This is a genomic window from Actinoplanes palleronii (genome assembly GCF_016862315.1).
Lineage (GTDB): Bacteria > Actinomycetota > Actinomycetes > Mycobacteriales > Micromonosporaceae > Actinoplanes > Actinoplanes palleronii.
This window is the reverse complement of record NZ_BOMS01000192.1, coordinates 1-22,961: the sequence shown is the minus strand read 5'-3', so window position 1 is coordinate 22,961 and position 22,961 is coordinate 1. Positions and strand designations below refer to the sequence as shown.

The window sequence follows — 22,961 nt, the reverse complement described above, 5'->3', positions numbered from 1 at the left end:
TGCGGGGTGGTCGGGGTCGATGCCGGTCTCGGCAGTCTGCTCACCCTGTCGACCGGGGAGACGGTCACCAACCCGAAGCATGAACGCCGGGACCGGGCGGCTCTGGTGCGTGCCCAGCGGAATCTGGCGCGTAAGGAGAAGGGTTCGGCGAACCGGGCCAAGGCAAGGGTCAAGGTCGCCCGGGTCCATGCCCGGATCGCCGACCGCCGGCGCGACTGTCTGCACCAGTTGACTACTCGGCTCGTTCGTGAGAATCAAACGATCGTGATCGAGGACCTGCCGGTGCGCAACATGCTCAAAAACCATTGCCTGGCCCGGGCTGTCAGCGATGCGGCGTGGCGACAGTTCCGGACCATGCTCGAATACAAGACGGCGTGGCATGGCCGGACTCTGGTGGCGGTCGACCGCTGGTTTCCCAGCTCGAAACTATGCTCGGCCTGCGGTGTTCTCACCGAGCAGATGCCGTTGGACATGCGGGAGTGGACCTGCCGATGTGGTGTGGTGCATGACCGTGATCTGAACGCGGCCCGCAACATTCTCGCGGAGGGGCTCTCCGTGATCGCCTGTGGAGGCGGTGTAAGACCTCAACGAGGATCCTCTCGGACGAGGCAGTCGTCGGTGAAGCAGGAACCCCCTGGGGCGACCCAGGGAATCCCCGTCCCTTAGGGCGGGGAGGACTGTCAACCGTGTCACCCTCACCTCGATCGTCGGCCCGACGAGGATAGCCATGACGGTCGCCCGTGCCGCTGGCGGAGCTGGGTGCGCACGTCCTTGACGAGCGCGTACCCGGCATAGATCGCCGCCAGGCCCAGGAAGAACGCGAGCCAATAGCGCCGCTCGGTCAGCAGGATGTCGATGAGCAGTCCCGTGGCGATCAGCCCGGCGGCGCGCAGGAAGCGCTCGGCCCGGGAAAGGTTCCGCTCGACCCAGTCGATGTTGACGCTCACCGCAGTTTCCTTTCGTTGGCTTGCCGTGTCATTCGGGGAGGGTCAACGCCTTTTTCTGTACGAGGAGACCGCCCGCGAAGCAGAACCGCCACAGGTCCGGCCCACTCGCCTCGATGGGCTTGAGCGTGTAATAGACACACGAGGCCCCGTCCGGCATCCCGGCCCGGCCCGGGTCGTCGCCGTAGACGTCCTCGTCGGGCATCGGGTCGATCGGGTCGGGCAGCGCTGCCCGTACCGCCGTTTCCGGGGCGCCGGCTTTCTGCGCGTCGAACTGCCGTTTCGTGATCCCGGCATCGAGCAGGTCCTTGCCCGTCGTCCAGGCCCGATAGCCGGTCAATCCGATGCCGCCGCACAGGACAGCGATCACGATGGCGAGAACGATGACGACTTTCCGCATGGCCATTCCTCCGACGTGGTGGGGATGACCAGAAGCTTCGCCGGAAACGGCAGCCGGGTCGTCAGTGCTTCGTCGGATCCCGGCGGCCGTCCACTACGACGAAAGTGATACCGGTGGCCAGCCGATCAGGCGGGCGAGTTCGGCGGCGGAGTGGTCGTCCGTGTCGACTCGCATGTCGCCGAGGCCGGCTCCCTCCAGCGCCTCCGCCTCGGTCACCGCCGCTGCGTGGGCCTTTTTGAGGACGCGTTCGGGCTGGCCCCGCAACACGTCACCGGCGATCGGCGGGCCCTCGCCCCTTCCCCGTCGCCGGATGCGGTCGCCCAGCCGTTCCGGGCTCGCGTGCAGCCGGCAGAGCGTCACCTTGGCCGGGGCGAGCGCCTCGGTGTAGCGCCGGACCTGGCTCGGCTGGTCCACGGCGCCGACCACGACCAGGCGCTGCGCCCCGTACCCATGGAAGTTGATCCACACAGCGACGAGATTCGCGGCCTGGAGCCGGTGATGGTCCGGCCCGGAGTGCAGGAAGCCGATCTGCTGCAGATCCACGAAGCCGGTCGTGTGGCCGGCCTGCCGGGACAGCTGGGCGACCTCCCAGCCGACCGTCGACTTGCCGACGGCCGCCGGGCCGCAGATCCAGAGGATCTCGCCGGGTGCGGAGACCGGATCCGGCCAGGGACCCGCGGGCCGCCCGGTGTGCCTCCCCCATCGGTCACGGACGATGTCGAGGACTTCGGCGGGGGTGCGCGCGGTGGTGTCCAGGCACGGGTACGGCAAGCCGGTGCGGTCGAGCACGATGGCCTCACGCAGCGCCGCTTCCCGATCCTCGGCCGGGTTGGCCCGGAACTCCAGGCGGCGGCGCAGCTCCGGCTGGTCGCAGCGCAGCCGCAGCACGGTGAGCGCCGCGTGCGGCAGGTGCTCGGTGTGGATGCCGCGGTGGGAGTCGATGTATCCGGAAACGATCAAGCAGCTGGCGCCGGCCGCCCGGAAGTTGGCCACGACCCGGCCCAGGATGCGCGCTTCCAGCACGGTGCGGCCGGGGTCGGCCGGGATCTCCGGGAAACACATGCCGATCTGGTCGATGTCGACGTGCCCGGCACCGGGCATCCCGGCGAACAACTCCCAGGCGGCGGTGGACTTCCCCACGCCGGCGGGGCCGCACAACCAGAGCACGGGAAGGGGATCGGGCACCGTCGCAGCCTCGCGCGCCGCCGCGACACCGGCAACCACATTTTTGGTACGACTACCTGCCGGCCGGGTGCGAACCAGCGGGGGCACCACGATGCGCGCGACCGGCCGCGCTGCGGCTGCGGCGACCGGTCGTCAACCGCCAGGCCAGCTGGGTCAGCAGGGCACCCACGAGTGCCGTGCCGAACGCGGCCGGGATGCCGATCGGCACGACCAGCACCGCGACCAGGAAGCAGAAGACCGCGAAGCCCAGCAGGCCCTGCACCGCACCGGCCAGGGTCCGGATCACCGCGGGCGAGCCCTGCTGGGCCAGGACGAACGCGGCGACCACGCTGGTCGCGATCGGGAACGGGGCCAGGATCCCGGTGACCACCGGGCCGGCCGTGGCCGCGATCCCGGTGACGAACAGGACCAGCACGGCGGTGGCCAGCGCCCGGCCGGGAAGATCCCACCACGGCGGCGCGGGCTTGCCGAGGCCGGCGATGCCCCGGTTCATCGTCGCCACCAGGCGGTGCGCGATCGCGATCACGGCCAGGACCAGCAGCAGCGCCCCGAGCACCCCGACCGGGCGCAGCGCCAGCACGACGTCGGCCAGGATGCTCGCCGACCAGGAGATGACCAACGCGAGCGGCCAGGTTCGGCGGCTGCTGGCGTACGCGAAAATCACCGCGAAGACGGCCAGCGACACCAGCCCGAGCAGAGACGCCGCGGCCGCCCTGGCACCGAAGTGGACGCCCTGCTCCAGACAGGTGATGAGCAGAATCGGTCCGGCGACGATCGGGAACGCCACAAGCGTCCCGGTGACCCGGTCACCCCACCGGCGCCCGGCCAGCGACGACCCGACCACGAGCAGCGGAGCCAGCGCCAGCTTCAACACCAGGATCATCACCGGGACACCGTAGTGAAAGGTGACGCCATGCTCGACGACGACTGGCCGCAGGCGCGGCAGCACCTGACAACCTGATGCTGCGGACTCGCCGAACGGCACTCAGCCCGGGAGGTGGGGGCGCAACCCGTCCAGCACGATGGCGCGTAGCCGGGGTGCCCGGGTGTGCTGTTCCTCCGGGGTCACCCGGGACAGGTAGCCGATGAGCAGGACGATGTCGCGCGCGTCGACGTCGTCACGGACCGTCCGGGCCGCTCGGCCCGCGGCCAGGAGCAGGCCGACCGCCTCGTTGATCCGGCGGTGGCTGTGCTCGCTCACATCGGTGCGCATCGCGGCCTTGACCGAGGCGAACACTCCGCGTTTCACCCACGCGTATTCCTCGACCCGTTCCAGCCATCTCTCCAGTGCCTCGGCGGCCGGCAGGTCGCGTACGAGCACCTCGGCGGCGTCGCACATCTCGTCAACGTCGCGCCGGTAGACCTCCAGCAGCAGGGCGTCACGCGCCGGGAAGTGCCGGTACAGCGTTCCCTGGCCGACGCCGGCCGCTTTCGCGATCTCGTTCAGCCGGATCTCCTCCACGGTGGCGGCGCGGCTGACCACCTCCTTCGCGACCTGCAGGATCCGACCGCCCGCGACATCGCCGGCCGCGGTGCCGCCGTGGTGCTCGGCGCCCGACGCCTCGACCGGCTGGAGAAGCTGGCCGCCGAGATCCGCGATCACGGCGGCCGGGCCACCGCGATACCCGTCGACGTCACCTCGCGAGACGACATGACCGCACTGGTCGCCCAGGCGGTGGACGAGTTCGGCCGGCTCGACGTGCTGGTGAGCAATGCGGGCATCGCCCGGATCAGCCCGATCGCCGACCTGGACGTCGATGCCTGGAACGCGATGATCGACATCAACGTCCGTGGTGTGCTCAACGGGCTCGCTGCCGCCATGCCGGTCTTCCAGCGGCAGCAGCGCGGCCACTTCGTCACCACGGTCTCCACGTCCGGCTTGAAGATCGTGCCGACCCAAGCGGTGTACGCCGGGACGAAAAACGCCGTGCGCACCCTCCTGGAAGGACTACGTCAGGAGTCGACCTCCGGCTGGCTGCGGACGACCTCGGTCTCGCCGGGCTACGTGCGCACCGAGCTGGCCGATCACGTCGACGACCCGCAGCTGCGCGAACAGACGCGCAAGAACATGGCGGAGTTCGCCATCAGCCCCGAGGCGGTCGCTCGCGCCATCGCTTTCGCGATCGAGCAACCCGACGATGTCGAGATCGGCGACATCACCATCCGCCCGACCGCGCAAGGTTAGTCCGCAGGCTCCCATCAGCCGATCCCGGCCAGGTCACTGGGGGTCAGCCAGCCGCGGGTCCGCGCCGCGCCGGCGCTCCACGAAGGCGCGCGCCTTGGCGCGGTTGCCGCAGACCCGCATCGTGCACCAGCGGCGTGTGCCCTTGGCCGACGAGTCCCAGAAGACCCAGGCGCAGTCGCCGGCCGGGCACTGCCGCATCCGGGTCCAGGCGCCGGTCAGCAGCCCGGTGGCGTAGCCCGCGACGACCGTGCCCAGCCCCGCCATCACCGGCCCGTCGTGGGTGCCGGCGAGCGTCCCGGCACCCGGCGACACGATGAGGGGGAACGCCCGCAGCACCACGGCGAGATCATCAAAATCGGTCGGCACACCGTTGTTGGCCAGGGTCATCTCCCGCAGACCGGCGCGCAGCCGACCCGCCAGGGCGAACTCGTCCGCCGTCACGGTGACCCCGGCGTCCAGCAGCCCGGCCCCGGTCATCCACGCCGTGAGCGCCGGCGGGCCCTCGGCCCACTGATCGGTCCCGAGCTCGACGTCCACCGAGTTGACGAACGCGAGCACCGGGCCGAGCTCGGCCGGAAGCGGATGCGGTCCGCTCATCGACGACCTCCTGCCGCTTGACACCGCCACATTACTGCTGAAGCGTGCTAACTGGTTAGTGCGTGTCACCGGTTAGTACTGGAGGGCTGATGTCGTCACCAGCCGCGACGACCGTCGTTGTGGCGCCACCGCGCCGCAACGAGTGGATCCTGATCGCGTTCACGATCTTCACGAACCTCGCCGACGCGGTCATGAAGATCGCGTTGCCGCTGCTGGCCGTACGCCTGACCGACTCCCCGGCCCTGGTCGCCGCCGTGGCGGTGCTGATGACGCTGCCGTGGCTGACCACCGCGCTGCACATCGGCGTCCTCGTGGACCGCTGGAACCGGCGCAACCTGATGGTCGGCGCGGAAGTCACCCGGATCGCCGCGATGGCAGTCCTGCTGGTCACGGTGCTCACCGGCACCACCAGCCTGCCGCTGATCTACGTGGTCGCCTTCGGGCTGGGCGTCGCCGAGGTCATCGCGCTCACCTCGGCCGCCTCGATCGTGCCGTCCGCCGTGCCGCGGGCCCGCTGGCAGACCGTCACCGCGCGGGTCACCGCGATGGAGTACCTCTGCAACGGCTTCCTCGGCGCCCCGCTCGGCGGGTTCCTGGTCGCCGCGGGCTTCGCGCTCGCGCTCGGCGCCACCGGCCTGGTCTACGTGCTCGGCGCGGTGCTGCTCCTGCTGCTGGCCGGTCAGTTCGCGCCCGGTGCCGGGCAGGAGCGCCGGTCCGTCGGTGTCGAGATCAAGGACGGCCTGCGGTTCCTCTGGCGTACCCCGCTGCTGCGCACCATGGCGTTGCTCATCGCGGTCATGGCCGGTTGCTGGAGCGCGTGGCTCGCGATCATTCCGGTGTACGCGGTGTCGGGCCCGCTCGCGCTCAGCGAGAGCCAGTTCGGCCTGCTGATGACCGCGATGGGCGCCGGCGGTGTCGTCGGCACCCTGCTCGTCGGCCCGGTCAACCGGCTGCTCGGCCGCCGGTGGTCGATGTTCGCCGACATCATCGGCTCGTTCCTGCTGGTGGCGGTGCCCGCGGTCGTGCCCGCCGCGGCGAGCAGCGCCGTCCCGGTCGCCGCGGCGGCGTTCGTGGCCGGCGTCGGCGGGACCATGTGGACGGTCAACTCCCGGGTCATCATCCAGTCGGCCGTGCCGAACCACATGCTCGGCCGGTTCAACGCCGCGAGCCGCCTGGTCGGGTGGGGCCTGACCCCGGTGGCCGCCTTGATCGCCGGTGTCCTGGCCCAGACGGCCGGCTACCGCGTCGCGTTCGGCGTCTTCGCCGCGGTGTGTCTCTGCCTGGTCGTCCCGTACCTCAAGGTGGTCACCGACGCGGCGCTCACGATCGCCGACCAGCGGTAGGCCTCTGTCCTCAGCCCAGCGCGGACGCGCCCCACCCGGTCGGATCGTCACCGCGGGGCACCATCATCAAGGCCTGCCATCGTACGAGGATGTCCAGCCAGGCCGCCTCGTCAGCCGTCAGCGGGCACACCGACTCGTAGCCGGCGAAGAACTCCGCGCGGACCTCGGCCGAGACCGGACCCCAGTCGTGATAGCGGGTGCCGAGCAGCACCGCGGCGCGGGCCAGCTCGACGAGCCGATGGTCGTGCCGGGCCTCCTCGAAGTCGAGGACCGCGGCCACCTCGTCACCCGCACACAGGACGTTGGCGGAGCGGAAGTCGAAGTGGACCAGCTGCCCCGCAAGCCGGTCGGGCGGCGCGGCGGCGACCCGCGCGCGGAGCGTGTCACGGGCTTCCACCGGCAGGTGCCCGGCGCTGCCGTCGAGCCAGCCGACGACCCGCTCCCCCAGCCCTTTGCGCACCGCGGTGATTTTTCCAAGCTTTTCAGCGTACGGATAAACCGCGAGCGCGGCCTGCAACCTGGCCACCGTCGCGCCCGCCGCCCGTACCAAAACGGGGTGGGAAATGTCGAGCAGGTCGCCCGCGATCTCGTGCTGCAGGCCCACCGAGACCCCGTCCACCTCGACCTGGAGGCGCCCATCCCGAGCGGGAACCGGCGCCGACACCGGCACCTCCCGGCCGCGAAGCCAGCTCGTGACGCGCGCAACCTCCGCCAGACGCGCGAACCGGGCGGGCGCCACCGACCATTTCGCGAGCATCCGCCCGCCCGGCGTCCCCACCCAGGCGAGCGCATTGCCGCCGCTCATCACGATCCGCTCACAGGAGTCAACGCGGACACCCCAGTGCTCATCCAGCAGCTCAGCAACCCACCGCGCAGCCGACTCCCCGCTTCGGAAGCCGAACCGCCCGCTGAGCGCCGCGCGTGCGTCCCCCGGCTCCCACAACATCTCCACCACCGGCACCAGCGACGCGACCATGCGCCGCATCCCACCACAGAACCGGCGCAATCCGCGCGCCCGCTGGCTCATCGCCGCGGCGCTCAGCACGTGCCGTCACGGGAGACGGTTGATTCCCCATGCCAGCGCTGCCAACACCACGGCCACGCTCAACTGCGGTATCGGCGCGCGGAGTGATGGCCGGGCGGCGAGCAACAAAGGCACCACGGCGGGAAGAAACAGCACCCCTCCGAAGACACATCCCACAATCACTCCCAGAACCGACAACCAGTAGCACGCGCTGTTGAAGGCTTGGGACCTCCGAAACAGCAACGGAACGGCGCTCATGACAGCGAAAGGGACGGTGATCTTCAAAGCCTCCATCAAGCCGGATTCATGCGAAAAGGCCACTGTCAGACCGATGCAGTAAGCAGGCGCCAGTGCCGCCGTCACGCGACGTGGCCAACCGGTCATCAACGGCGCTCTCCGCAGATCCTTCATGATCATCATGCTAGTGAGCTGCGCGAACGCGGCACAATGACCCGAGCGCCCGGCCTCCGCCGCCGGATGCCTTCATGGATCCGCCCGGCCCAGCCTGCACCGCATGTGGAGGTTGTGGGGAAGGTTGATCAGCTCCCTTTCCCCGCCGCCCGCCAAGCCTCAAGATCATTTGCGGATGGGGGCTGACATGCCGAAGTTACGGAACCGGATTCGTCACGACGGGCGGATCGACACGACACGTGCCCGGCCGTGGCGTCGGGTGCTGGCGCTCGTCGGTGTGCTCCTGGTCGTCGCGGGGCTGGTCGCCGTCGCGGGCCTCAAAGGTTGTCGCCTTCGCGCTGGAGCCCGTCACCTCGCCGGCCGCGCCGCCTCCGGAGGCAGACTTCTTCGGCACCTGGTGCTCGCCGCACGGTGACCGGCTCGTGCTCACCGAAGGCCGCGTCACGGTCGACCCGATGTCGCCGATCCTGGCCCGCCAGGTGGCGTTTCTCGTCCCCACCCCGAAACCGGGGAGGTCGCCGCAGTGGAACGACCCGCCGGCCACCACGGCGGCCGGCAGCTGGGGCGTGTCCGTACTCGGAGCCGACCTCATGTCCGGACAGGTGGTGACGCTGGAGATGGAGATGGACAACATCAGCCCGGACACCGTCATCAGCGACGTGCTGGAGTTCGACGTCTACGAACGGGATGCCGGGTGGGCTTTCTCCTTGCCCTTAAAACCCCGCAACTCCGGCGAATTGCCATTCAACAAATGCCCGGCCGCACAAGGGTGATCTTGGCGATGTCGAATTCCTCGCGCAGTCCCTATGATCGTGTGACAGTTCATGGGAACAATTCGTTCAGGGAGCGCGGAACGGCATGGCCGACGAGATCAAGTATGAGTACAACACCGTGCGGACGGTCCGCGGCACCGACGGCCTGGTGATCTCGAAAATGCAGAAGGATGGCTGGGAGCTGGTGGAACAGTCCCAGGGCACGCTGCGCTCCACCCTCAACTTCCGACGCCCGAAGAAGGCGGTGCCGAAGCTCCTGGTCGGTGCGGCGGTCGGCGGTGCCGTGGTCCTGGCCCTTGTCATCGGACTTGCCGCGGCCTTCAGTGACGAAAACGAAAAGAAGGACGGGCCGAACAAAACGGCGGCCGCTGCAAGCGAAAAGTCGTCCGCTGGGCCGACTACGACTCCGTCCGCGACCGAGTCGGCCGCCGCCAAGGTGATCACACCGCAGAACAACCCCGAATTCGCGGCACTGCTGAAGCTGGACTACTGCGACGACGCCAACGCGAAGTTCGCCACCAGCCACGAGGGCCAAACCATCGTTTTCAACGGCTCGATCGTGAACATGGCGCACCACGGCGACTACAACACCCGTTACGACTTCCTGCTGGGCCCCGGCGACAAGGGACCGCAGACAACGGCCGGGCCGGCCTTCAAGTACGAGGACGTCAACATCCTCGACTTGAACCTGACCGGCAAGAGCATTCCCGCCACCGTGGGCGAGGGCGACAAGTTCCGCTTCGTCGCCGAGGTGGTCGAGTTCAACGCGGCGCAGTGCCTTTTCCATCTCCACCCGGTATCGACGGAAGTTCGATAGCGGTCCGCTGTCCGCGAACACCGGAACGGTGCCGGCGACGGGGTGGTGGAGTCAGGTCCATGAACATGCTGACACGGGTGGTGGCTGCGGCCGTAGGAGTAATTGCCGGCGCGGGGTTCGGGGTCTGCCCGGCGCCGGCCGTCGCCGCTGACTGCAAACCTGGGGACTGCGTCACTCCCGGCGCCGGCGACGCGGTCCGCCAGCCGATTCCCTACATCTATATCGGCGTGTCGAAGTATCCGTGCGGAGCACTGCAGTCGCGGCAGGTCGACCGGACGGAGGTTGCTCTGTCCGTGTCGAACCGCAGCCGGGTGCCGCTCATTCTCTACTGGCGCACCACGCTCGGGAGCCGGGACTCGGCTCGCGCTCTCCCGCCGGGCAGCAGCGTCAGCTACACCAGCTATCGGGGGCATGCCTGGGAGGTCGCGTCCAGCACCGGGACGTGTCTCTCCCAATTCGTCATCACCGACGATTCCACCAGAGCTGTCATCACCTACAGCTGAAGCGGGCCGTCACCGGGCCCCGAACGGCTTGCGGACCTTGCTGCGCCCATTGGCCGAGGGGGCAGGCGCGGCAGCGGGCGGCGCCTCGATCCGGTAGCCGATCACGTCCTCGATCGGTCTCCAGAGGTCCCCGCCGAGGTTCACCTGGTATCCCCCGGCGGTCACACGCGAGAACCCGGTCACACGCTGCGGATCCAGCAGGTTCTGGCACTGCACGAACACCGGCCGGCCGCCCGACAGGGCCGCGGTGAGTTCAGCGGCCAGCGCCTGCCCCTTCGCTTGGCCGGGGAGCGCGGCCGTCCCGGTCAGGAACGCCGCGGCCACCTCGGCGCGACCCGAGTTGCGCGCGGCCGTGGCGACCCCGCGCGCTTCCAGGTCACCCTTGATGAGCAGCGCGGCGGACAGCAACGCGGACGCGGTGACCACCGCCCCGCCGGCGACGAGCGCGACGATCAGCGGTTCACCCAGTGCCTCCCGTACGGCCGTGATCGCCCCCGCCGCCGTACCGAGGATCGCCGCCACACCCCCGGCCCCGGCGACCCATCGCGTCAGCCGGGCCCACCAGCGGGTGATCCCCATCGCCCCGGACCTGATGACCTGGATCGAGCCCGGAGTGTCCTTGTTCCACTCGTTGGTGGCGGCCTGCGCGCGCTGCTCGTCGGTGCCGAGCAGTTGCAGGCCGATGAGCAGGTCCTGCAGTTTCACGTTCGCTGTCAGGTCCGCAGCGGGCACCGCCCATTCCAACGGTCGCAGCATCTCCTCCGCGCCCACCGGTTTCTCTGCCATGACCGCACCCCCATTCGCCGCACCGGCGATGGCGAGCCGACCGGTCCGCCATCACTGCGACATCACCACCGGGCAGTCCCACTCACAAGCGAGCCCGTGACCCCGAACCTGTCGAATCGAGGACACGTCCCGCAGCCGAGCGCCGCCGATCCATCAGGTGTGCTCCGACCCCACCCGGCGCCCCGCGACATCGCTGCTGAGCGATATCAAGGCATCAGGCCGGTGGCAGCTCGCCCATCATGTCGAGCGTGCTCAGCGCGGTCCACCGCGACCCGGGCCGGCCCGTCACCGTCAGCGCGACCGAACCCGCCCCCGGCACCAACCCGTCCAGGCCTGTGGCGTCAACAGCTCCCGCCAGCATCGTCAGCCCGGGACCGGCCTCGAGCGGACCGTCACCACTGGGCCGGGCCGCGGCGGCGCGGATCGCGGCCGGTGACGCCGGGACCTCGGTGCAGGTGCCGTCGGCGTGGGTGACCAGGATGCGATCGGCCCGGGCGGCGGCATGCCAGGCCAGCACGTCCAGCACCGTGGCACGGTGGCCGCCGAGGAAGTGTTCCTGCTGGTCGGCCGCGGCCCGGGCGAGCTGGTCACCGAAGCGGCCGACGTCGTAGTAGTCAGCCGAAGCGGGTAGGGTCAGATCGGTCCAGAGCAGGTGGCGGCGTTCCAGGTCGACGACGAACGGCATCATCATCCGGGCGTCGCCGTGCAGGTCGAACCGCTGGGCGACGCGAGCGGCGTCGAACTGTTCGCCGCCCCGCAACGGCAGCATCAGGCCGGCGATCGCCGAAGTCAGGGCCTCGAACGGCACGGCGTTGAAGCTGAAAATCATCGGTACGGCGTACCGGGCGCCCGCCGCGACCAGCAGATCGATGTCGAGGTCGAGGTATTCGGTGGCGCCCAGGGGTGCCGGGGCCGACGTCAGGTCACCGGAGTGGATCGCGGCGTCCCCGGCGAACCGCAGGCGCGAGAAGTCGCAGTACCCCGCCCGCCGCCAGTCCGCGCCGAAGAAGGCGCACGACAGGTCCAAGTCGACCCGGGTCTTCTCGGGCTCCTCCCAGTGCAGGAAGAGCCGCAGGATCCCGGCCGACGGCAGGGTTCGCACGCTGCCCCGTGGCCACCCCGCGAGCTGCGCGGACCCGGCCCGCTCCCGCACCGGGGCCGGCACGTCGGCGAGCGCACCGTCGAGCACCGCCAGGTCGAACCGCGGCAGCGCCGAGGCCCGCCCGGTCAGCTCGCCATCGACGATCGCCCGCACCGTCGCGGTCACCGGAGCGGGGAGGGTGGCACGGTTCTCCGGCTCGGTCCAGGTGGTGACGACGCCGCCGCGGGGGAAGAAGACCCGCCGCGGCATGCCGGGACCGGGCCGCCCACCGACAAGACTCAGCCCCTCCGACGGAGCGGCCGGCGGCTCGGCAACAGCCGCGGACAGGTCAGCAACGGCCGGGGACAGGTCGGCAACGGCCGGGGACAGTGAGGTCTCCGGAACGGCCGAGAACGCGCCGTGCCGTCGGGCGGCGTCGCGCAGCACGTCGTCGAGGCCGGTCACCAGCGGAACGGCGGCCAGGTCGCGGGCCCGGCGGGCGGCCAGCGCACCGGCGCGGGACCGCTTGACGACGGCCACGTCCGCCGGCGAGGCCCGCACCGTCGCAGCGCGGTGCGACAGCTGGGCGGCCGCGGCGGCGAGCACGCCGGGTGACACCCGGGGTGCGGTCTCGTGCAATGCCGAGGTGACCGCGGCCAGTGCGGCGGGTGCGTCTCCGGCCGTGCGCAGCAGGTGGTCGAGACGGCGCCACAGGTCGCCCGGGCGGCGGGTGAGCAGCCGGGCGGCGGCCGGCACGTCACCGCCGGCGAGGGCCTGCTCGACCAGTGACGCGTGACTGCGCAGCCGGACCGAGACGGTGCCGTCCGCGTGGGCGGAGACGTCGAGCTGGTCACCGGCCTGCTCCACGATGGCCCGGCCGAGGGCACCGGATCGCGCGGCGCGGGTGCCACGCAGGGCCGCGAACGCGACAGCGGCCGCTGGATGGTTCCGCATTTTTTCGTACGGATGAAGCCGCTCCCCCAGCCGCTTCCACACCGTCGCATGGCGCAGCATGTCCTCGGCCGCGTTGACCGCCCCGCGGGAGTCCAGATGAGCCAGCACGGCCCGCCGCAACGCCCGGGGCAGTGCCCGCACCCGCGACGTCAGCTCCACCAGCCCGGGATCGCCGTCGGAGTAGGCCCACAGTGTCCGGGCCACATCGGTGACCGTGTCCCAGCGCGCCGCGACGGTCGCGACGACCTGCGGTGACTCCCGCAGCGCCCACGCGAGGACCAGCGCATGCGTCTCCCGGCCGGGTACGACCTCGGGCAGCCAGTCGAGCCGCCCCGGCACGGTGACCGCGATCAGGGCTCTCAGGTCGGCACGGTCACGGTCGTTCAACGCGCCCGGCCGGGCGATCAGCTGGTCCCGGAGCTCGACCGCGGCCGCGTACGGATCAGTCTCCAGACCGGCGACCCGGATCGGCGGCAGCTCCTCGTCCAGCGGATTCCCCGGCCGCGACGTCGGCGGCGGCGCGACCGGCGTCAGGTAGGAGTTCCCCGAGGTCAGCCGCCGCCCGCAGATCGGACAGCCACTGACCTGCTCCGCGGGGAAGCAGGCCGGGCAGACCGGATGCCCGCACGGGTCCAGCGGCGACCCGATCTCGTCGCGCCCGCACAGCACGCACGGCGCTCCCGGGACCGCGAACAGGTGGGTGAGCAGCCGCCGCACGAACACCGCCGCCGGATCACGGGGCGTGTCCGGAAACGATCGATAGAGCGGGACCAGCGGGCGATCCGCGCCGGTGTCCTCGTCGAGCACCGCGAGCAGCCAGTCGGCCCATCGCACCCGCACCGTCACCGGCAGCCGCGCGGTGGCCTTGCGCAGCTCGTCGTGCATCAGCCAGCCGCGCGCGGCGAGATCGGCTTCGAGGGCGACCGACCACTCGGCCCCGTCCTCAGGTGCCTGCCCCGTGCCGATGACGGTGACCCGCCCGGTACGCCGCAGTACGACGGTGGCCAACTGATCCAAAAGTGATCCTCCCGAAAAGGCGGTGGGCGGAGAGAAACGACGCTAAACATTCGAAAGTGGGGAGAGAAGGAAGCACCGTAGGGAGCCGCCCACCGCGTCGCCGATCCTAGAAGGATCTTGGAAACGTCCGCGACCTATTTATCGAACGAACCGCATCTCGGGGTAGCGGGAGTCCGCCGCCCGCAGCAGCCGGCCGTCCCCGCCCCGCAGGTGCTGGTCGAAGAAGGCCCGCAGATACGCCCGCTGAATACCGACCGACCGCTGCGGCTCCAGCGTCCCGACCAGCTCCGCCAGTTGCTCGGGTGTCAGCCCGATGATCGGAGCGGCCTGCGGATAGAACACCACACCGTCGTTGAACGAGCCGTGGGCCGCGCCGCTCAGGGACAGCTCGCGTTTCCAGCCTCGCTGGTTCGCCCAGAACGTGTCCCAGGTGGGGTCCTCGGCGCCGGGACCGTGATCGCTGCTCAGCAGCAGGAACGGCCGCCCGGAGCCCGCGACGGCGGCGGCGCCGACCAGGGTGCCGTCCAGGTTGACGCCGGCCCTGACCCGCGGGTCGTCGTGCATCACGGCCGCGGTGGTGCTGCCGCCCAGGGAGTGGCCGAACATGCCGACCCGGCTCAGGTCGAAGGCGCCACGCAGTCCGCCGGTGAGCCGGTGGGTGCCGGCGTTGATGGCGGCCAGCTGATCGAGGACGAACCGGGTGTCGGCCGCGCGGACCGCGGCGACCTGCCCGATGACCTGGTCGTCGATCTCCGGGATGGCGGCGACCTCCACCCGCCCGTCGGGGAACTCCACCTCGCTGGCGTCGTGGGTGTGGTCGATGGTGACGACGACGTACCCGTGACCGGCCAGGTCCTCGGCCAGAGCCGTGCTGGTGCCGCGGTCGCCCCCGAGACCCGGCGAGTAGAGCAGGACCGGGTGGCCGCCGGCGCGCCGGTCGACCGGTGCGCCGGTCCGGGCGTGCGTGGTGGTGGCGCGCACCAGGTCGGCAGGCAACCCGAAACTGTCGGCGAAGTGCGGCACCGCGCCCGCCGACAGCCACGGTGCCGCCGGATAGGCGCGGGTGTCCCGTGCCGGGTACCAGATCTGGACCATGAGCTCGCGCGCCGGGTGGGCCGGCACCCACGGGTCGGTGCGCGTGGGGTCGGCCAGGTGAAGCGCGACGGTGCCGAGGCAGGCCGGGCCGGTCGGTGCGGGCAGGGTGAACCGGCTGAGGGCCCGGGGCCGGGCGGCGGCGGGCGCGGCCGTGCCGACCAGCCCGAGACCGGAAGTCAGCAGGGCGGCGGCCAGCAGTTCACGGCGGCTCACCGGCAAGGATCGTTTACGCATGCCGATCACCTTGCCCGGCAGTGGCCCGGATGTCGGTGGGGCAGGCAGCCGCTCCGGGGTGGGGTTTTCCTCATCCACAAGCGGAGGACGTCCTCGTGGCCCGCCGCCGCGACGGTGTCTACCTTGATGACGTGACCTCGACCAAGCGCACTGTGCACGCACTCACCGGGCTGCCGGTCGGCGTGCTGAGCTTCGCGCTCACCGCCGGGCTGCCGATCGGGCTGGGATATTGCGCGGTGTGGAGCCTCATCTACGCGTCGCCTGACGCCTGGGCGCTGACCGCCACGTTCGTCGTGCTCACCGTGCTGGCCCCGGTGCTCGTGGTGCCGGCCGTGCCACGCCTCACCGCCCTGCAGCGCCGGCGGTTCCGGGCCTTCCTCGGCGTCGAGATCCTCCCGGCCCCACCGCGGGGCAGGTGGCGCCAGCTCGCCTATCACGTGCTGGCGCTGTTCATCGGCACCATCGGCGCCACCGCCACCGCGGCGTGCTGGCTGGCCGGGGTCGGGCTGGGCGCTGCCATCGTCCTCGGGAAGATCAACCCAGCGCTGGGTCTGCTGATCCCGGCGACGCTGCTGGCTGCGCCGTGGGTGGCCCGGGCGGTGGCACAGGTCGACACAGCCGCGGCGCGGTCACTGCTCGGCCCGAGCCGCAGCGAGCAGCTTTCCGTGCGCATAGATGTGTTGTCCCGGACCCGCGCCGACATCGTCGCCGCGACCGACGCCGAACGCCGCCGGATCGAGCGTGACCTGCACGACGGCGCCCAGCAGCGGCTGGTCTCGCTGGCGATGAACCTGGGCATGGCCCGCGCCAACCTGACCGACACCCCGGAGCCCGCCCGGCAGGCCATCGAGGCCGCGCACGAGGAGGCAACCCAGGCCCTGGCCGAGCTGCGCGAGTTCGTCCGCGGCCTGCACCCGGCCGTGCTCAACGACCGCGGGCTGGACGCGGCCCTGTCCGGCATCGTGGCCCGCGCGCCGCTGCCGGTGCGGCTGAACGTCGCCGTGCCGGCCCGCTGCTCGCCGGTCATCGAGGCGATCGCCTACTTCATCGTCGCCGAGGCGCTCACCAACATCGCCAAACACGCCCGCGCCGACCGGGCCGAGATCACCGTCGAGCGGGTCGCCGACCGGCTGCACGTCGTCATCACCGACGACGGCCGCGGCGGCGCGACGCTCGGCACCCATCGGCCGCCGGGCAGCGACGGCACCGGGCTGCACGGCCTCGCGCAGCGCGCCGCGTCGGTCGACGGTACGTTCGCTCTGCACAGCCCGGCCGGCGGGCCGACGAGGATCACCGTGGAGCTGCCGTGCGCATCGTGATCGCCGAGGACTCGGTCCTGCTCCGCGCGGGCCTGACCCGGCTGCTCGCCGACGGCGGGTTCGACGTCGTCGAGGCGGTGGCCGACGCCGAGCAGCTGCTGCGCGCGGTCGACGCGCACCGGCCCGACCTGGCCCTCATCGACGTGCGGATGCCGCCCACCCACACCGACGAGGGCATCCGGGCCGCCCTCGTGATCCGCCACCAGTTCCCGTCGGTCGCCGTCCTGGTGCTGTCCCAGTTCGTCGAGGAGCGCTACGCCACCGACCTGCTGTTCGGCCGGGCCAGCGGCGTCGGATACCTGCTCAAGGACCGGGTCGCCCACGTGTCCGACTTCCTCGACGCCCTGCGGCGGGTGGCCGTCGGCGGCACCGTGCTCGACCCCGAGGTGGTCGCCCAGCTGATGGTGCGTCACCGCCACGACCCTCTCGACCGCCTCACCCCGCGCGAGCTCGAGGTGCTGCGGCTGATGGCCGAGGGCCGCTCCAACAACGGCATCGTCGACGCGCTGAAGGTCAGCTACAGCGCGGTCGAGAAGTACGTCAGCAGCATCCTCACCAAACTCGACCTGCCACCCACCGGCACCGACCACCGTCGCGTGCTCGCCGTCCTCAAGTTCCTGGGACCCTGACCACCAACGTCCGGTCCTTGTTACGACCGAGGCCGATCGCCGTCAACGTGTACCGGTGTGAGGAGTCGCAGGGGAAGAAGAGTGAATCCGATCCGGCCGGGCCGTATTCGGCATAGAGGCCCGGGCCGTCGACACTGAGTTGCACCCGGTCAGTGCCGGTGACCTTCCACTCGAGGACCACCGGCGTACCCTCGTGGACCACCCCGTCCTTCACGGTCCGGCAGGTGGGCTTCGTCGCGACCTGGAAGTATGCGATGGTCGGCACGAGCGGCTGCACGGTCACCACCGCCCCGGGCGGCAGAGTGCGTTTCCTGGTCGCGGCCGGTGTCGGCTGAAGGCTCGGCTCCGGCGTGCTGCTGGGCGTGGTGCCGCCGGCCGGCTTTCCACCGGCCGGAGCACCCCCGCCGGCCTTCGGCGCATCGCCGGTCTGCGGAGCATCGGCCTGGGGTGCGTCAGCGGCCTCGGGTGCGTCGGCGGCCTCGGGGTCATCGCTGGCGGCCGGGTCGGCGGCGGCAGCGTCCTGGCTGGTGACGGCGGCGATCGGCGGGGCGGCATCGGACCCGGCGTTGGCCGGCCCGCAGCCGCCCAGAGCCGCCAGGACCAGTCCGGCCACGGCGACCGGAAGGAGCCACGGCCGTCGTGTTCGCGCCGATGAGGTGGTGCAGACAGTGGACACGAGCCCTCCTGAAACCTGGTGGCGCACGGATGTGCCGACGGCACTAGAACGCGTTGAAACCGTCCACGTCGATCAAGGTCAGCACTTCGGTACGCACCGCCGGGCACTCCGCCTTGGTCGCCGCGTCCAGCGCGGCCCCGCTCTCCGGCTTGCCGTGGGACTCGAAGAAGGTGGCCAGGTTCCCGGCCAGGTTGGCGTGCCGCCCGACCGGGCTGCCGATCTTATTCAGCGCCGGGATCTCGCCCTTCAGGTAGGCGCAGACATCCTTCGCCGCGTAGGAGCCACCCGCCGCCGCGGCCGGTTTGCCGTTCACCGGCGCCGCGCCATCGGCGGTCTCAGCAGGCGCATCGCTGCCGCCGCACCCGGCGAGGGCCAGTGCAACGGTGGCCGACAGCGCGATCAAAAACGGTCTGGTCGTCATGCTTCGTTGTCCCCTACTGCCAAGTGGATAGAGTCAAGCTCTATCGAATAGTGGACTACGCTACCCATGTAACTGTCAACCAGCACACCGGCGATCGCGCCGCCGCGGCAACCCGGGCGGCGCATCGCCTGTCCACGACCCGCTCCGCAGAGGCGCGGCAACATCCATCCGGCCGCTAGACCGGGTTCTCACCCACCTGTTCGGCGATCGGCGTGCCCGACCCACCCGTGTACGGCTCCGCACCCGACTTCGGCACGACCACCGGCCCATTCCCGACCATCGAGGCCATGACGTCACCGCGCATGAACCGGCGCGTCTGGTAACCGAACACCCACGAACTCGGGAACTCCGTGCACGACACGATCACCACATCGCCGGTGTCCCGCCGCACCGTCTCGTCGAGCAGTTCCTGCGCCCGCTGATAGGCGTCCTGCAGGACAACACCCTGATCAGGTCGTTTCAAAACCATTATTTTGTACGCCTCCGTCGCGCCGCCGGTGCGGAACCCGTCGTGGCAGCCCCGCCCCGCGGACGTCCGCGCCGACCATCCTGCGACGTCCACCAGCCGCACCTCGATGCGGGATGCCCGTGCGCCGAGCCCCGCCGTCACCGCGGTAGACGGCGCCCTACCCGGCCGCCGGCTCGGCAGGGCTGAAGCCGTAGGTGGCCCACTCACCGACCGGGACGTAGCCGAGGCGTCGATAGAGGGCGTTGCTCGTCGCATTGGCGGCGTCGGTGAACAGCACCACGTCGGTCGCCCCCGCGGCGAGCGCGGCCCTGCTCACCTCAACCGCCGGACCCGCAGCGCCGGCGTCGCGCCGGTGTGCCGCTGCCAGGCCTCGGCGAACGCCGCGGCGGTGGCACGTTCCGCGCCGACCGAGGGAAACGCGTGCCCGAGGGCGGCCAGGTGGGCGGCCAGGGTGTCGGCTTGCTCGGGCGTCAGGGCGGTGACGCTCAGGCCACCGGCCGGAAGGCGGTAGCAGGTGGCCCGGACCTCCCCCGCCTGCTCCAGCAGCCCGAAGACGGCGCCCGGGGAACCGCCGCCGGGCGTGCGCAGTTTCGCGGTCACCGACAGCGGCATGGTGTGCACATCCGGACGGGAGCGCAGGAAGGCTCCGGCCCGGGCGAGGAAGTCCTCGACGTCCGCGGTGAGGTGCCAGTGGCCCGAGCGCATACCCGATCATGCCCGATACCAGCGCGCCTATTGCATCAAATCAGTTTGATGTAATCTGCGGGCGTGACGACAGAGATGCCCGGCACCGTCGCGGTGCCCGGGTTCGTGGCCGCCGCCGGGCACCCGGTGCGGTGGCGGTTGCTCAGCGAGCTGGCCCGCAGCGATCGCGCCGTGCACGAGCTGACCGCGGTGCTCGGCCAGCCACAGAATCTCGTCTCGTATCACCTGGGCAAGCTGCGCATGGCGGCGTTGGTGACCGCGCGGCGCAGCAGCGCTGACGGCCGCGACACCTACTACTCGCTCGACCTGGAGCGCTGCGGGGACCTGCTGTCCGGAACCGGTGCCGCGCTGCACCCGGGCCTGCGCCTCACCCGGCCCGCACCCGTGCTCGCGGTGACCGGACGGGTGTTGTTCCTGTGCACGGGCAACAGCTCACGCTCGCAGATGGCCGAGGCGCTGCTACGCCACCGCAGCGCCGGGGCCGTGCACGCGTTCAGCGCCGGCAGCGCGCCGAAGCCGGTTCATCCGAGCGCGGTGAGCACCATGGCGGCGCGCGGGATCGACCTGGCCGGCGCCAGACCCAAGCACCTGGGCGAGTTCACCGGTCAGCACTTCGACTACGTGATCACCCTGTGCGACCGGGTCAAGGAGGTCTGCCCCGGCTTTCCCGGCCATCCACGACCGGTGCACTGGAGCATCGCGGACCCGGCCGCCGGCCCGGACGGCCCGCCCGCGTTCGAACGGACCGCCGACGAGCTCACCCAGCGCATCGGCTTCCTGCTGCACACCCTCACCGACCGACCGAAGGAGGCATCATGACCACCATCGAGGACAGCACCGTCAGCGTGCGCTATCTCGTCGACGACGTAGCCGCTGCGCTCGGCTTCTACACCGGCCACCTCGGCTTCACCTCGATCACCACGTTCCTGCCGGCGTTCGCCGACGTCCGGCGCGGTCACCTGCGACTGCTGCTGTCCGGCCCGGACAGCTCCGCCGGGCGCGCCATGCCCGACGGACGCCGGCCGCAGCCCGGCGGCTGGAACCGCATCCATCTGATCGTCAGCGACATCGACACCGAGGTGGCCCGGCTGCGCACGGCTGGGGTGGTTTTCCGCAGTGACGTCATCACCGGCCCGGGCGGGCGGCAGATCGTCTTGGACGACCCGGCCGGCAACCCCGTGGAGCTCTTCGAGCCCGCTCATGGCTGACCTGCCCGCCACCCGGCACCGCGCCGATCTCGCGACCGTCCTGAAGGAATGGGGCCGCATCGGCTGCATCGGCTTCGGCGGGCCGCCCGCGCACATCGCCCTGCTGCGCAAACTCTGCGTCGACGACCGGAAGTGGCTCGACGCGCAGGAGTTCGAGGACGCCATCGCCGCCTGCAACCTGTTGCCCGGCCCGGCCTCCACCCAGCTGGCGATCTTCTGTGCCGGGCGGGTCCGCGGCCGGGTGGGCGCGCTGGCCGGTGGCGCCGCGTTCATCCTGCCCGGGCTGATCGCGATCCTCGCTCTCGCGGCGCTGTTTCTCGGCGACCCTCCGACCTGGGTCAAGGCCGCCGGGGCGGGCGCGGGCGCGGCGGTCGCCGCGATCGCGGTGCAGGCCGGCACCAGCCTGATCCCCGCCGGGCTGAACCGGGCACGCCAGCAGGGCAGCCGGCTGCGGTGGGCGACCTACCTGCTGCTCGGCGCGATCGCCGCGGCGACCATCGGGCCGTGGCTGGTCCTGCTGCTCGTCGCGTGCGGCGTCAGCGAGGTCCTGGGCCGGCGGCTGCCCGGCCGGACCCGGCCGCCCACGCCCGCCGTTCCGCTGCTCGCCGTGGCCGGGCTCGGCGGCGGCGTGCTGCTCCCGCTGGCTTGGACGGCCTTGAAGGTCGGCGCGCTCTCCTACGGCGGCGGGTTCGTCATCATCCCGCTCATGCAGGCCGACGCGGTCGGGCAACACCACTGGATGAGCCCCGCCCAGTTCCTCAACGCGGTCGCGCTCGGCCAGATCACTCCCGGGCCGGTCGTGCACACGGTCGCCGTGGTCGGCTATGCCGCCGCCGGCATCGGTGGCGGTCTGCTCGCCGCCGCTGTCGCGTTCAGCCCGTCCTTCGCGTTCATCCTGCTCGGCGCCGGCCACTTCGACCGGCTGCGCGGTGACCAGCGGGTGCGGGCGTTCCTCGACGGCGCCGGCCCCGCCGCGATCGGGGCGATCCTCGGCTCCGCCGTCCCGTTGGTCCGCGCCCTGACCGAACCGTGGCAGTACGCCGTCCTCGCCGTCGCCGCCGTTCTCGCGCTGGGCGTGCGCCGCGGCCCGGTCCTGACCCTGCTGACCGCCGCCGCGGCCGGCGTCGTCATCGTTCTCGCCGGTGGCGACCTCCCGCACTGACCGCCGTCGAGGACAGCCCCGGTACCTATCACGGGACGATCGGGGGCGAGGCGCGCACCAGGTTGTCCGGCACGTCGCCGCGCGCGAACTGGGCGATCTGGCCGGCCACCACCCGCCAGGCCCGCAGCCGGTAGTCGTGCACGCTGCCACCCACGTGCGGGGTGATCAGCACGCCGGGCGCCGTCCAGAGCGGATGGCCCGCCGGCAGCGGCTCCGGGTCGGTCACGTCCAGCACCGCCCGGATCCGCTGCCGCCGCAGCTCCGCCACCAGCGCATCGGTGTCCACCAGGGGTCCGCGGGCGGCGTTGACCAGCACCGCGCCGTCCGGCATCCGGGCGAGAAAATCCTTGTCGACCAGGTGATGCGTCGCCTCGCTGTGCGGCAGCATCACCACGACCACGTCATGGCACGGCAGCAGGTCCGCAAGATCAGACAGATGGTGTACGCCGGACCGCCGACGGCGCGCGACCATGGTGACCGTAGTCCCGAACGGTGCCACCAGCTGGCGTAGACAGGTGCCCAGGTCCCCCGCCCCGAGGATCAGGATGCGCTTGCCCTGCAGCGAATCGGTGGTCCGCCACCGCCACTGCCCGGCGGCCTGATCCGCGATGAAGCCGGGCAGCCCGCGATAGACGGCGAGGAGCCCGGCCAGCGCCCACTCCGCGGTGGCCGCACCGTGCGCACCACGCGCGTTGGACAACAGCACACCCGGTGGCAGCCGGCCGCGCCAGCTCTCGGTCCCGGCGTGCAGGGTCTGCACGAGCCGCAGCCGGGGCAACCGCGTGGTCATCGCGATCAGCGGCTCGACCGGCCCGAACGGCACCACGAGCACCTCCGCCGTGTCACCGCCCGCGGGCACCTCGCCCGCGGTGTAGCGCAACGCGGTGACCGCCGGCACCCCGGCGAGCACCTCGACACCATGATCGTCGGGAACCAGGATGGTCGGCACCGGCTCAGGCGGCTTCGATGATCATTCCGGCGGCGACCGTACGGTTGGTCGACTCGTCGATCAGGATGAACCCG

General features: G+C 71.2%; 28 protein-coding genes. 11 read left to right on the top strand and 17 right to left on the bottom strand.

The features are described 5' to 3' along the window. Nucleotides 1–666, top strand: a 666-nt coding sequence (locus Apa02nite_RS49775; protein WP_203831422.1) for an RNA-guided endonuclease TnpB family protein, incomplete at its 5' end; no start/stop codon positions are given. Between the two features lie 29 nt (nucleotides 667–695). Here the strand turns inward: Apa02nite_RS49775 and Apa02nite_RS49770 are convergent. From Apa02nite_RS49770 to Apa02nite_RS49750, 5 genes are all read right to left on the bottom strand, one after another. Then, nucleotides 696–947, bottom strand: coding sequence for a hypothetical protein (locus tag Apa02nite_RS49770; protein WP_203831421.1), 252 nt, complete (start codon nucleotides 945–947; stop codon nucleotides 696–698). A 28-nt stretch (nucleotides 948–975) separates the two neighbouring features. After that, a complete protein-coding gene (locus Apa02nite_RS49765; RefSeq protein WP_203831420.1) occupies nucleotides 976–1,344 on the bottom strand; it encodes a hypothetical protein in 369 nt (122 codons plus the stop codon). A 93-nt stretch (nucleotides 1,345–1,437) separates the two neighbouring features. Beyond that, nucleotides 1,438–2,529, bottom strand: coding sequence for an AAA family ATPase (locus Apa02nite_RS49760; RefSeq protein WP_203831419.1), 1,092 nt, complete (start codon nucleotides 2,527–2,529; stop codon nucleotides 1,438–1,440). 52 nt (nucleotides 2,530–2,581) lie between these two features. After that, the gene (locus Apa02nite_RS49755; protein ID WP_203831418.1) at nucleotides 2,582–3,415 is read right to left on the bottom strand and encodes a hypothetical protein; all 834 of its coding nucleotides are present in this window, start codon (nucleotides 3,413–3,415) and stop codon (nucleotides 2,582–2,584) included. Nucleotides 3,416–3,514: 99 nt separating this feature from the next. After that, the gene (locus Apa02nite_RS49750) at nucleotides 3,515–4,132 is read right to left on the bottom strand and encodes a TetR/AcrR family transcriptional regulator (RefSeq protein WP_239165127.1); all 618 of its coding nucleotides are present in this window, start codon (nucleotides 4,130–4,132) and stop codon (nucleotides 3,515–3,517) included. Between Apa02nite_RS49750 and Apa02nite_RS49745 the strand changes: the two genes are divergently transcribed. Beyond that, on the top strand, nucleotides 4,070–4,714 hold the full coding sequence (locus Apa02nite_RS49745) for an SDR family oxidoreductase (protein ID WP_307872056.1): 645 nt from the start codon (nucleotides 4,070–4,072) through the stop codon (nucleotides 4,712–4,714). The genes Apa02nite_RS49750 and Apa02nite_RS49745 overlap by 63 nt on opposite strands. Before the next feature lie 33 nt (nucleotides 4,715–4,747). Here the strand turns inward: Apa02nite_RS49745 and Apa02nite_RS49740 are convergent, their stop codons facing one another. Beyond that, nucleotides 4,748–5,311, bottom strand: coding sequence for a CGNR zinc finger domain-containing protein (locus Apa02nite_RS49740; protein ID WP_203831416.1), 564 nt, complete (start codon nucleotides 5,309–5,311; stop codon nucleotides 4,748–4,750). An 89-nt stretch (nucleotides 5,312–5,400) separates the two neighbouring features. On the opposite strand from Apa02nite_RS49740, the gene Apa02nite_RS49735 reads away from it, so the two are divergent. Further along, complete coding sequence (locus tag Apa02nite_RS49735) at nucleotides 5,401–6,654, top strand: MFS transporter (RefSeq protein ID WP_203831415.1); 1,254 nt, start codon at nucleotides 5,401–5,403, stop codon at nucleotides 6,652–6,654. Between the two features lie 10 nt (nucleotides 6,655–6,664). Here Apa02nite_RS49735 and Apa02nite_RS49730 read toward each other — a convergent pair whose 3' ends face one another. After that, complete coding sequence (locus Apa02nite_RS49730) at nucleotides 6,665–7,630, bottom strand: phosphotransferase (RefSeq protein WP_203831414.1); 966 nt, start codon at nucleotides 7,628–7,630, stop codon at nucleotides 6,665–6,667. 75 nt (nucleotides 7,631–7,705) lie between these two features. Beyond that, complete coding sequence (locus Apa02nite_RS49725; protein ID WP_203831413.1) at nucleotides 7,706–8,089, bottom strand: hypothetical protein; 384 nt, start codon at nucleotides 8,087–8,089, stop codon at nucleotides 7,706–7,708. 422 nt (nucleotides 8,090–8,511) lie between these two features. On the opposite strand from Apa02nite_RS49725, the gene Apa02nite_RS49720 reads away from it, so the two are divergent. The 3 genes from Apa02nite_RS49720 (at nucleotide 8,512) to Apa02nite_RS49710 (ending at nucleotide 10,182) form a co-directional block, all read left to right on the top strand. Then, the gene (locus Apa02nite_RS49720) at nucleotides 8,512–8,862 is read left to right on the top strand and encodes a hypothetical protein (protein ID WP_203831412.1); all 351 of its coding nucleotides are present in this window, start codon (nucleotides 8,512–8,514) and stop codon (nucleotides 8,860–8,862) included. A gap of 85 nt (nucleotides 8,863–8,947) precedes the next feature. Continuing rightward, nucleotides 8,948–9,679 (top strand): DUF4839 domain-containing protein, encoded by a 732-nt coding sequence (locus Apa02nite_RS49715; protein ID WP_203831411.1) that lies wholly within the window; start codon nucleotides 8,948–8,950, stop codon nucleotides 9,677–9,679. Nucleotides 9,680–9,738: 59 nt separating this feature from the next. Then, nucleotides 9,739–10,182: a hypothetical protein gene (locus Apa02nite_RS49710; RefSeq protein WP_203831410.1), complete on the top strand. Its 444-nt coding sequence runs from the start codon at nucleotides 9,739–9,741 to the stop codon at nucleotides 10,180–10,182. A gap of 9 nt (nucleotides 10,183–10,191) precedes the next feature. Here the strand turns inward: Apa02nite_RS49710 and Apa02nite_RS49705 are convergent, their stop codons facing one another. The 3 genes from Apa02nite_RS49705 to Apa02nite_RS49695 form a co-directional block, all read right to left on the bottom strand. Next, complete coding sequence (locus Apa02nite_RS49705) at nucleotides 10,192–10,968, bottom strand: hypothetical protein (protein WP_203831409.1); 777 nt, start codon at nucleotides 10,966–10,968, stop codon at nucleotides 10,192–10,194. A gap of 214 nt (nucleotides 10,969–11,182) precedes the next feature. Further along, entirely contained in the window at nucleotides 11,183–14,020 is a 2,838-nt protein-coding gene (locus Apa02nite_RS49700; protein WP_203831408.1) for an MXAN_6230/SCO0854 family RING domain-containing protein, read from the bottom strand. Between the two features lie 138 nt (nucleotides 14,021–14,158). After that, a complete protein-coding gene (locus Apa02nite_RS49695; RefSeq protein WP_203831407.1) occupies nucleotides 14,159–15,349 on the bottom strand; it encodes an alpha/beta hydrolase family protein in 1,191 nt (396 codons plus the stop codon). A 131-nt stretch (nucleotides 15,350–15,480) separates the two neighbouring features. Here Apa02nite_RS49695 and Apa02nite_RS49690 point away from each other — a divergent pair, with 131 nt between their 5' ends. Next, nucleotides 15,481–16,668 (top strand): sensor histidine kinase, encoded by a 1,188-nt coding sequence (locus tag Apa02nite_RS49690; RefSeq protein ID WP_239165125.1) that lies wholly within the window; start codon nucleotides 15,481–15,483, stop codon nucleotides 16,666–16,668. After that, the gene (locus Apa02nite_RS49685) at nucleotides 16,656–17,297 is read left to right on the top strand and encodes a response regulator transcription factor (RefSeq protein WP_203831405.1); all 642 of its coding nucleotides are present in this window, start codon (nucleotides 16,656–16,658) and stop codon (nucleotides 17,295–17,297) included. The genes Apa02nite_RS49690 and Apa02nite_RS49685 overlap by 13 nt, the downstream gene beginning before the upstream one ends. Here the strand turns inward: Apa02nite_RS49685 and Apa02nite_RS49680 are convergent. The 5 genes from Apa02nite_RS49680 to Apa02nite_RS49660 all read right to left on the bottom strand — a co-directional run bounded on the left by Apa02nite_RS49680 (nucleotide 17,278) and on the right by Apa02nite_RS49660 (nucleotide 19,568). Beyond that, nucleotides 17,278–17,973: a hypothetical protein gene (locus tag Apa02nite_RS49680; protein WP_203831404.1), complete on the bottom strand. Its 696-nt coding sequence runs from the start codon at nucleotides 17,971–17,973 to the stop codon at nucleotides 17,278–17,280. The two genes, Apa02nite_RS49685 and Apa02nite_RS49680, sit on opposite strands and share 20 nt — an antisense overlap. Nucleotides 17,974–18,016: 43 nt before the next feature. Beyond that, nucleotides 18,017–18,394: a hypothetical protein gene (locus tag Apa02nite_RS49675; protein WP_203831403.1), complete on the bottom strand. Its 378-nt coding sequence runs from the start codon at nucleotides 18,392–18,394 to the stop codon at nucleotides 18,017–18,019. Nucleotides 18,395–18,569: 175 nt separating this feature from the next. Further along, nucleotides 18,570–18,956, bottom strand: coding sequence for a YrhB domain-containing protein (locus Apa02nite_RS49670; RefSeq protein ID WP_239165124.1), 387 nt, complete (start codon nucleotides 18,954–18,956; stop codon nucleotides 18,570–18,572). A 64-nt stretch (nucleotides 18,957–19,020) separates the two neighbouring features. Then, nucleotides 19,021–19,179 carry a GNAT family N-acetyltransferase gene (locus Apa02nite_RS49665; protein ID WP_203831402.1) on the bottom strand — a complete coding sequence of 53 codons (159 nt, stop codon included), beginning with the start codon at nucleotides 19,177–19,179 and terminating at the stop codon, nucleotides 19,021–19,023. After that, complete coding sequence (locus Apa02nite_RS49660) at nucleotides 19,176–19,568, bottom strand: hypothetical protein (protein WP_203831401.1); 393 nt, start codon at nucleotides 19,566–19,568, stop codon at nucleotides 19,176–19,178. The genes Apa02nite_RS49665 and Apa02nite_RS49660 overlap by 4 nt, the downstream gene beginning before the upstream one ends. A gap of 63 nt (nucleotides 19,569–19,631) precedes the next feature. Between Apa02nite_RS49660 and Apa02nite_RS49655 the strand changes: the two genes are divergently transcribed. The 3 genes from Apa02nite_RS49655 to chrA are packed head-to-tail and all read left to right on the top strand — an operon-like array spanning nucleotide 19,632 to nucleotide 21,938. Next, nucleotides 19,632–20,387: an arsenate reductase/protein-tyrosine-phosphatase family protein gene (locus Apa02nite_RS49655; RefSeq protein WP_239165123.1), complete on the top strand. Its 756-nt coding sequence runs from the start codon at nucleotides 19,632–19,634 to the stop codon at nucleotides 20,385–20,387. Further along, nucleotides 20,384–20,776: a VOC family protein gene (locus Apa02nite_RS49650; RefSeq protein WP_203831400.1), complete on the top strand. Its 393-nt coding sequence runs from the start codon at nucleotides 20,384–20,386 to the stop codon at nucleotides 20,774–20,776. Before Apa02nite_RS49655 ends, Apa02nite_RS49650 begins: the two co-directional genes overlap by 4 nt. Then, nucleotides 20,769–21,938 carry a chromate efflux transporter gene (gene chrA / locus Apa02nite_RS49645; protein WP_203831399.1) on the top strand — a complete coding sequence of 390 codons (1,170 nt, stop codon included), beginning with the start codon at nucleotides 20,769–20,771 and terminating at the stop codon, nucleotides 21,936–21,938. Before Apa02nite_RS49650 ends, chrA begins: the two co-directional genes overlap by 8 nt. A gap of 28 nt (nucleotides 21,939–21,966) precedes the next feature. On the opposite strand, the gene Apa02nite_RS49640 is transcribed toward chrA, so the two are convergent. Further along, a complete protein-coding gene (locus tag Apa02nite_RS49640; protein ID WP_203831398.1) occupies nucleotides 21,967–22,887 on the bottom strand; it encodes a 2-hydroxyacid dehydrogenase in 921 nt (306 codons plus the stop codon). Nucleotides 22,888–22,961: the final 74 nt, after the last annotated feature.